The sequence below is a fragment of the Micromonospora sp. ALFpr18c genome (assembly GCF_008868155.1).
In the GTDB taxonomy this organism is placed as follows: Bacteria; Actinomycetota; Actinomycetes; order Mycobacteriales; family Micromonosporaceae; genus Micromonospora.
In genome coordinates this window covers 79365-87453 of the sequence record NZ_WBKR01000004.1, presented here as the reverse complement: position 1 = coordinate 87453, position 8089 = coordinate 79365, and the positions used below count along the sequence as shown (strand labels likewise).

The window sequence follows — 8089 nt, the reverse complement described above, 5'->3', positions numbered from 1 at the left end:
TGGACAGGGACCGGGGGGCGGGCAGCGGGCAGGGGCGAGCCCCGAGTGTACGGCACACAGATCCGCTGTGGACCCGACGGCCCCGTGCCGGCGACCCCGATCCGGGACGAGGCGGGTGTCGAGCGGCGCCGGGCCGACGCCGGCCTGCCGACGCTGGCGAGCTACCTGGCCGAGATGACCACGATCTGCGCCCAGGACACCACCTAGTAGAGCGTCGTGTCTAACGTTCTGGGCATAGGTGGCGGAGTCGGGTGCGGGCGTCGCTGGTGGTGAAGTGCCAGTTCACCTGCCGCTGGTCGGTGTTGGTGCTGTTCTGCCAGGCGGCCAGTTCGGTCTTGAGGACATCGATGTCACAGGCATGACCCAGGAGTTGGTAGGGCTTCTCGTCCATGCACACCACCGGCGCCGCCGGATCATGCGGGCGGGCGTAGACGTTGAACCCAAGAGCAAGCGCCTACGTTGTCACTAGAGAGCCGTTCATGGCAAGAACAGGCAAGCCAGGCTCGACACAAACAACCTGGCAACAGACATCCGCTCGATTGAAAGGAAAAAAAATGAAACCGGTATCCTACGAACGTGCAGCGCAGCTATCAATGGCCTACATCGACTATTACGACCGGTGCAGGGAGGGTAGGTATGATTGGCTTCGAACTGTGCAGCTTACGGAAGCAGAGCGTACTTGCGTCGCCAGTTTTTACCAATACTACTGGGTCGGGGAAGGTCGGGAAGAGACTTTCCCTCATATGCCCGACGAATATCAGAATAAGGCAGTAGCGATAATGCATAAGCACCAGATGAGCGGCCTTCATGCTATAGACAATGTGGCTCCTCATCCAGAACAGCGGCAGTCAACACCACAACCGACGCACGCAACGCCATCGACGTCCGCAACACCAGCCCCGCACCCGGCATCACCGCCAGCACCGCGGCACCTAACACAGCAACAGCAGTGGACGTACTTTGCGCATCAGCAGTCCATGCACTTCCCATCGGCACCGACGCACGCAACACCACCGACGTACGCAACACCGCAGCACCAGCAGACTACTAATCGGAGGCCAGCCGGGCTGTGACCCACGGCCCCGGCGTTGGGAGTGCGGATCTAACGGGTGTTTCCCGCCTGACCCATCGGGCGTTGCGCGCCTGGTGAGGAGGGTGCCGTGATGACCGCGACACTGAACGACCAGACCGGACGTAAGAAGCGGGCGGAGCCGTCGGCGGAGGCGAAGGCCGCCGCCGAGCTGGTCCGGGCGGCGAAGGAACAAGGCCTGTCGCTGACCGGTCCGGACGGGCTGCTGAAGCAGTTGACCAAGACGGTCCTGGAGACCGCGTTGAACGAGGAGATGACCGAGCACCTCGGCTATGAGCACGCCGCGTCCGCCAGGTGCCCACCCGCATCCGGATCGGCACAACATGAGTCGGCTGGGATGGAGTCGGGCAACGTCGCCAGGGCGAAGACGGTGCTGACCGACGCGTCGGGGCCGGTGCAGATCGACGTGCCGCGGGATCGGGCTGGCACGTTCGAGCCGCAGATCGTGCGTAAGCGGCAGCGCCGGTTGTCAGGCGTCGACGAGGTGGTGTTGTCGTTGTATGCCAAAGGCCTCACCACCGGGGAGATCTCGGCGCACTTCGCCGAGATCTACGGCGCCTCGGTCAGCAAGGAGACCATCTCGCTGCACCGCATCGGCTGGTCGGTGCAGGTGCCTCGCATCGGCCCCGTCGAGCGTGACGAGGAGGCGGTCGCGACGTGGCGGCGGGAGGTGTGGCCGGCGGGAAAACGGTAGCGGCGCAGCGCGAGGCGTGATTCTGCTTCGAGGACGAGGCCGGTCAGACGCTGCGCCCACCGAAGGACCGCACCTGGGGCCGACGCGGCCACACTCCACAGATCCCGGTATCGGGCAAGGGCTCCGGACGAGTATCGATCGCCGGCCTGGCCTGCTACAAACCCGGCCAGCGCCCCGGTTGATCTACCGCACGATCACCCATCGGGGCCGCAAGAACGAAAGGCGCAGCTTCGGCGAACGGGACTACATCAGCCTGCTCGACGCCGCCCACCAGCAGCTGCGCGGGCCGATTGTGCTCGTCTGGGACAACCTCAACACCCACATCAGCGTCGCCATGCGGCAGATGATCGCCGCTCGAGACGGCTGACCGTGATCCGCCTGCCCGCCTACGCCCCCGACCTCAACCCCACCGAGCAGGTCTGGTCACACCTCAAGCGCAGCATCGGCAACCTCGCCGTCCGCGGCGTCGACCACCTCCTGGCGACCGTCCGCAACCGGCTCAAGCGCATCCAGTACCGCCCTGACCTACTCGAAGGCTTCTGACCCACACCGGCCTGGTCCTCGAACCCGACTCAAGCCGACCATTCTACTGCCGGTTCAGCGCAGGGCGCGGGCGAGGCGGCGGACCGCCTCGTCCATGAGGTCGGGTGCGGCGGCCGCGTAGGTGAGGCGCAGGTGCGCGGCCGGGGGTTCGGCGGCGTACCAGGGGCGGCCCGGAAAGACGATGACGCCCTCGGCGGCAGCCGCCGCGGCCACCGCCGCGTCGTCGGCGCCGTCGGGCAGGCCGACCCAGAGATGCAGGCCCCCGCGCGGGATCGACCGCGGGTACACGTGGGGAAGGTGTCGACGCAGCGCGGCCAGCAACGCCTCGCGGCGGGCCCGGAGCGCCGTGCTCAGGGCCCGGCGGTGCCGCGGCCACGCCGGGGAGGTGAGGAACTCCAGCGCCGCCTGTTGCAGTGGACCGGCCACGAAGAAGTCGTCGAGCAGGCGGGCCGCCCGCAGGCGGGCACCGGCCGGGCCGCGGGCGCCGATCGCGGCGACGCGCAGCCCGGGCGCGGTCGACTTGGTCAACGAGCGCAGGTAGATGACGTGCCCGTCGGGGTCGTCGGCGGCCAGCGGAGGTGGGGCCGGACCGTCGATGGTGAGGTCGCGCGCGTAGTCGTCCTCGATCAGGAACGCCCCGGCGTCGCGTACCGCGTCGGCGACCTGCGCCCGACGGTCGCCCGCCAGGGTCGCGCCGTGCGGGTTGGCGTGCAGTGGCTGGCAGTAGAAGAGCCGCGCCCCGGTGCGGGCGAACGCCGCGACGAGCTGGTCGGGGCGTACCCCGTCGGCGTCCGCCGGCACCGGCACCACCCGGAGTCCGGCCGCCCGGGCCACGGCCAGCGCGCCCAGGTAGGTCGGCGACTCGACGAGCAGGGCGTCGCCGGGGGCGGAGAGCGCCCGCAGCGCCGACGACAGCGCGGCCTGCCCGCCGGGGCAGATCACCATGTCCTCGGCCCGCAGGCCGGCCCCGGCCTCGCGGGCGAACCAGGCGCGCAGGTCCTCGCGCCCCTCGACCGGCCCGCGCTGCCAGGTCGCGGGCTGACGGGCGGCACGGGTGAGGGCGGCGCCGAGCGCGGCGGCCGGCTGGAGATCCGCGTCCAGGTAACCACCGGAGAGCGGGATCGCACCGGCGCGGGGTAGCGCCAGTAGCGCCTGCATCTCGTCCTCGCCGGCCGGGCGGGGGCCGAGCGCGACGGTCTGCCAGGACAGGTCGGGTACGCGCCGCTCGTCCGGCGGGGCGGCCACGAAGGTGCCCCTGCCGGGTCGCGCCTCGATCAGCCCCTGGGCCACCAACCGGCGGATGGCCTCGGCGACGGTGACCGGCGAGGCCTGGTGCCGGGCGGTCAGCTCCCGGACCGAGGGCAGCCGGGTGCCGGGTGCGGCGGCGGCCACCAGCCGGCGTAGATCTTGGATAACGCGCTGCACTGCGTTATCGTTCTCCATGAGGGACAAGAGTAGCGCTACTGCAGCCGCCACGATAACAACGGATCGGGCCGGCGGCCTCGCCCTCGGCGCGCTGGGCGTGCTCGGTTTCAGCCTCTCGCTGCCCGCCACCCGCCTCGCCGTGCAGCAGCTCGACCCGTGGTTCGTCGCGTTCGGTCGGGCCGTCGGCGCGGGGCTGCTGGCGTGGGCGTACCTCCGGCTCACCGGCGCGCCGCGGCCCACCCGGGGGCAGTGGCGGCGACTGGTGGTCGTCGCCCTCGGCGTCGTGGTCGGCTTTCCGTTGTTCACCTCACTGGCGCTTCTCACGCAGACCTCGGCGCACGGCGCGGTCGTCATCGCCGCGCTGCCCGCCATGACGGCCGTGTTCGCGGTGCTGCGCGCCGGCGAACGTCCGCCACCGCTGTTCTGGGTCGCCAGCGCCGGCGGACTGCTGGCGGTGCTCATCTTCCTCGGTGCCAGTGGTGCGGTACGCGGCGCGTTCACCCGGCCCGACGCGTTCCTGCTCGCGGCGGTCGTGCTCTGCGGGCTGGGCTACGCCGAGGGTGGCGCGCTCGCCCGCGAGATGGGCGGCGCCCGGACGATCTGCTGGGCGTTGCTGCTCGCGCTGCCCGCGACGGTGCCCATCACGGTCGTCGCCGCGGTGGCCGACCGGCCGCACGCCGACGCCGTCGGGTGGTCGGCGTTCGGCTACCTGACCGTCGTCTCGATGTTCCTGGGCTTCTTCGCCTGGTACGCGGGCCTGGCCCGGGGCGGCATCGCACAGGTCGGCCAGGTCCAGCTCGCGCAGCCGGTGCTCACCCTCGGGTGGTCGGCGCTGCTGCTCGGCGAGAGCGTCACCCCCGCCTCGATCGGGGCGGCGCTGGTGGTGCTGGGATGCGTCGTGGTGATCCAGCGCACCCGCCGGTCGGCGCGCCCGGCGGGTGCGGACCGACCCAGTCCCGCTCGGGTCTAGTCCCGCTCGCGCTCGCGGGCCGTCTGCAACTCGGGCACCGCCGCCTCCAGCAGGTCGGCGAGGCCGCGTAGCTGCTCGGCGACCCGCGTGCCGAGGGGGGTCAGCGAGTATTCGACGCGCGGCGGGATCGCGGTGAGCACCTCGCGGGTGAGCATGCCGTCGCGTTCGAGGGTCTGCAGGGTCTGGGAGAGCATCCGCTCGCTGACCCCGTCGATGCGCCGGCGTAGCGCGTTGAACCGGTACCGGCCCTCGCCGAGCGCGAGCAGGGCGAGCGAGGCCCACTTCGAGGTGACGTCCTCGAAGGCGGCGCGGGAGGTGCAACCCCGCGCGAAGACATCGCTGACGAGTTCCTGGGTAGGCCCCGCCGGGTCCTGGGCCGGCATGTCGTTCACCTCACCAGCCTACCCGACGCTTACCAACCGATAGTGCTGTAGATTCGTAAGTGCTTGCAGACCGTCATCGCCCTACCGGAGGTTTCCATGCCCACCTATGCCGTCACCGGCGCCACCGGCCGGCTCGGCCGCCTGGTGATCGAGCAGCTGCTCGACACCGGCGTGCCCGCCAGCGAGATCGCCGCCATCGTCCGCACCCCGGAGAAGGCCGCCGACCTGGCCGCACGCGGGGTCGAGGTCCGCCGGGCCGACTACGACGACCCGTCGACGCTGCCCGGCGCCGTGGCCGGCGTCCGCCGCCTGCTGCTGATCTCCGGTGACACGCCCGGCCAGCGGGTCGCCCAGCACACCGCGGTCATCGACGCGGCCAAGCTCGCCGGCGTCGAGCGCCTGGTCTACACCAGCATCCTGAAGGCCGACACCACCACGAACCCGCTCGCGCCGGAGCACAAGGCCACCGAGGAGGCCCTCGCCGCGTCGGGCCTGCCGTACACGGCGCTGCGCAACAGCTGGTACACCGAGAACTACACCGACCAGCTCCCGCAGTACCTGCAGACCGGCGCGATCCTCGGCGCCACCGGCGGCAGCAAGGTCTCCGCCGCGCCCCGGGTCGACTACGCGGCCGCCGCGGCGGCGGCGCTGACCCGCGAGGAGGACGGCAACGCCGTCTACGAGCTGGGCGGCACCGCGTTCACCTTCGACGAGCTGGCCGACGCCGTCAGCGAGGTCACCGGCAGCACGGTCGTCCACCGCGACCTGTCGGCCACCGAGCTGGCGTCGACCCTGCAGAACGTCGGGCTCGACGCCGGCACCGCCGGGTTCGTCGCCGCGCTCGACCACTCGATCGCCCTCGGCGAGCTGGCGACCGACAGCGACGACCTCAGCCGGCTGATCGGCCGGCCGAGCACTCCGCTGCGCGACGCCATCCGGGCCGCGCGGGCCTGACCGGCCGCGGTTCGTCCGGGCGGGCCACGGGGGTACGCCCTCCGTCGCCCGCCCGTCGCGCGGTCACTCCGCCTCGTCGTCCGGTTCGGTGAGGTCGGCCAGCATGTCGGCCGCGTCCCGGTTGCCGCTGTCGGCGAGCCGTCGAAGTTCGCCGACATCGGCCCTCTCGGCCGCCAGCTCGACGAGCTGGTCGACCGCGTCCCGGTCGCCGTTCGCGGCCCGTTCCCGCATGCCGACAAGATCAGAATCTGACACGCGCACCCCTCTCCCCACCGAAACCTAGACCAGCCGAGGTCGCCCCGGACGGTGGAACGCCCGACCGCGCTCGGCTCAGGTCGCTTCCGGTTCCGGGGATGCGGTGAGCAACCCGGTCAGCAGGCTGCGCAGCGCCCGCTCGAAGAGGTCCGTGCGGGGCGGTGCCGCCGGGAGTTGGCGGAACGCCGTGACCAGGTGCGGGTACGCCGCGAGGTCCGCGCCGGCGAAGCCGGGCGGCTCGGCCGCCTCGCTGCGGGCGAAGAGGCTCACCACGCCGGTCATCATGGCGATCGCCTCGAACTTGGCGGTGACGGCGCACCCCACGGGTTCCAGGATCCGGATGCAGGTGTCGAACCAGGCCAGGCTCTCGGGGCCGACGCCGGACGGCCGGTGAATCACGTCCAGCAGCCACGGGTGGGCGCGGAACAGTGCCAACTGCCGGCGGGCCAGCAGCAGCATCGTGTCCAGCCAGTCGACCTCCGCCCGCGGGTACGGCCGCAGCTCCCCCACGACCCGGTCCGTCATCAGGTCCAGGAGGTCGTCGCGGGACGACAGGTACCGGTAGAGCGAGCCGGCGCCGGTGCCGAGCACGTTGGCGACGGCGCGCATGGACACCGCGGCGATCCCCTCGGCGTCGGCCAGGGTGATGGCGGCCGCGACGATGGCCTCGCGGCTGTGCGTCGGGGCGGGGCCACGGCTGCCCCGTTCGGGTCTGGCCCAGATCGGCTGCCGGTCGGTGTCGCGGTCGCCGGGTCTCCGGGGTGCGTCGGTCACCGACCCACTCTAAATTGCGAACGATGTTCGCAGTTAACGGGTCCGTCCGCGTTCCTTGATCTTGGCTAGGCTGGCGGCCATGCCCCCGCACCGCCGGCCCGCGCTGGCCGACGCCTGCGCGCGGCTCGCCCGATCACGTCCCTGCGAGATCGGCATCGTCGTCGTCATCCTCGCCAACGGGATCGTCCTCGGCCTGGAGACGTACGACGGGCTGATCCCCGCGGGCACCGCGCTGCACGGACTGGAGCTGCTGTTCCGCGCCGTCTTCGTCGTGGAGATCGGCATCCGGCTGGCGGCCTACGGCCGACGTCCGCAGGACTTCTTCCGGCACGGCTGGAACGTCTTCGACTTCGTCGTGATCGCGGCCATCTTCATCCCGGGCCTGCACGGCGACTCGGCGCTCCTGCGCGTCGTGCGGGTCGCCCGGATGGTCCGGCTGGTGCGGTTCTCGCCGGGCCTACGCACCATCGTCTCCGCGCTGTGGCGCAGCCTGCCGGGCGTCACCGGGTTCCTCGCGCTGGCCGTGGTGACGCTCTACGTGTACGGGATGGCCGGCTGGCTGATCTTCGGCAACCGCTACCCCGACGAGTACGGCGACATCGGACGGTCGCTGCTGACGTTGTTCGTGCTGCTGTCGCTGGAGACACTGCCCGACCTCATCGAGCAGGGCCTGGCCATCTCACCGTGGACGGTGCTCTACTACGTCAGCTACGTGGTGATCACCGTCAACCTGCTGCTCAACATCCTCATCGCGGTCATCGTCAACTCGATGGAGGAGGCACGCCGGCTGGAGATGACCGAACGGCTGGCCCCCGGCTACGACGAGGACGGCGACGGCGTACCCGACGAGGTGGACCGCATCGCGCTCACCCAGCGACTGGACGACCTGCGGGCGGTCATCGCCGAGCTGGAACGGGAGCTGCGCATCGACCGGGAGGACGGGCACGGCCGGGCGCACCGCGAGGACGCCCACTCCAGGCGGTGATCCGGCGCCGTCCTGC

The 8089-nt window shown here is 71.2% G+C and carries 12 protein-coding genes; 7 read left to right on the top strand and 5 right to left on the bottom strand.

Going from position 1 to position 8089, the window contains the following annotated elements; all coding sequences use genetic code 11:
* On the top strand, positions 1 to 207 hold a 207-nt coding region (locus F8271_RS32900), incomplete at its 5' end, for a DUF6624 domain-containing protein (RefSeq protein WP_225854113.1).
* Between the two features lie 13 nt (positions 208 to 220).
* Here the strand turns inward: F8271_RS32900 and F8271_RS02120 are convergent.
* Positions 221 to 391, bottom strand: coding sequence for a hypothetical protein (locus tag F8271_RS02120; protein ID WP_225854112.1), 171 nt, complete (start codon positions 389 to 391; stop codon positions 221 to 223).
* 772 nt (positions 392 to 1163) lie between these two features.
* On the opposite strand from F8271_RS02120, the gene F8271_RS02115 reads away from it, so the two are divergent.
* The 3 genes from F8271_RS02115 to F8271_RS02110 all read left to right on the top strand — a co-directional run bounded on the left by F8271_RS02115 (position 1164) and on the right by F8271_RS02110 (position 2327).
* The gene (locus F8271_RS02115; RefSeq protein WP_151487888.1) at positions 1164 to 1784 is read left to right on the top strand and encodes a transposase; all 621 of its coding nucleotides are present in this window, start codon (positions 1164 to 1166) and stop codon (positions 1782 to 1784) included.
* Positions 1785 to 1962: 178 nt separating this feature from the next.
* The gene (locus F8271_RS32895; RefSeq protein ID WP_225854111.1) at positions 1963 to 2151 is read left to right on the top strand and encodes a transposase; all 189 of its coding nucleotides are present in this window, start codon (positions 1963 to 1965) and stop codon (positions 2149 to 2151) included.
* A gap of 2 nt (positions 2152 to 2153) precedes the next feature.
* Positions 2154 to 2327 (top strand): transposase, encoded by a 174-nt coding sequence (locus F8271_RS02110; protein ID WP_255473633.1) that lies wholly within the window; start codon positions 2154 to 2156, stop codon positions 2325 to 2327.
* A gap of 54 nt (positions 2328 to 2381) precedes the next feature.
* On the opposite strand, the gene F8271_RS02105 is transcribed toward F8271_RS02110, so the two are convergent.
* Complete coding sequence (locus F8271_RS02105) at positions 2382 to 3770, bottom strand: PLP-dependent aminotransferase family protein (RefSeq protein WP_151487887.1); 1389 nt, start codon at positions 3768 to 3770, stop codon at positions 2382 to 2384.
* On the opposite strand from F8271_RS02105, the gene F8271_RS02100 reads away from it, so the two are divergent.
* A complete protein-coding gene (locus F8271_RS02100; RefSeq protein WP_151487886.1) occupies positions 3769 to 4722 on the top strand; it encodes a DMT family transporter in 954 nt (317 codons plus the stop codon). The two genes, F8271_RS02105 and F8271_RS02100, sit on opposite strands and share 2 nt — an antisense overlap.
* Here F8271_RS02100 and F8271_RS02095 read toward each other — a convergent pair.
* Positions 4719 to 5105 carry a helix-turn-helix domain-containing protein gene (locus F8271_RS02095; RefSeq protein ID WP_151487897.1) on the bottom strand — a complete coding sequence of 129 codons (387 nt, stop codon included), beginning with the start codon at positions 5103 to 5105 and terminating at the stop codon, positions 4719 to 4721. The two genes, F8271_RS02100 and F8271_RS02095, sit on opposite strands and share 4 nt — an antisense overlap.
* A gap of 96 nt (positions 5106 to 5201) precedes the next feature.
* On the opposite strand from F8271_RS02095, the gene F8271_RS02090 reads away from it, so the two are divergent.
* Complete coding sequence (locus F8271_RS02090) at positions 5202 to 6059, top strand: SDR family oxidoreductase (RefSeq protein WP_151487885.1); 858 nt, start codon at positions 5202 to 5204, stop codon at positions 6057 to 6059.
* Positions 6060 to 6122: 63 nt separating this feature from the next.
* Here F8271_RS02090 and F8271_RS02085 read toward each other — a convergent pair whose 3' ends face one another.
* Positions 6123 to 6314 carry a hypothetical protein gene (locus F8271_RS02085; RefSeq protein ID WP_151487884.1) on the bottom strand — a complete coding sequence of 64 codons (192 nt, stop codon included), beginning with the start codon at positions 6312 to 6314 and terminating at the stop codon, positions 6123 to 6125.
* A 75-nt stretch (positions 6315 to 6389) separates the two neighbouring features.
* Positions 6390 to 7088 carry a TetR/AcrR family transcriptional regulator gene (locus tag F8271_RS02080; protein WP_151487883.1) on the bottom strand — a complete coding sequence of 233 codons (699 nt, stop codon included), beginning with the start codon at positions 7086 to 7088 and terminating at the stop codon, positions 6390 to 6392.
* 79 nt (positions 7089 to 7167) lie between these two features.
* Here F8271_RS02080 and F8271_RS02075 point away from each other — a divergent pair, with 79 nt between their 5' ends.
* Positions 7168 to 8073, top strand: coding sequence for an ion transporter (locus tag F8271_RS02075; RefSeq protein ID WP_151487882.1), 906 nt, complete (start codon positions 7168 to 7170; stop codon positions 8071 to 8073).
* Positions 8074 to 8089 lie beyond the last annotated feature (16 nt).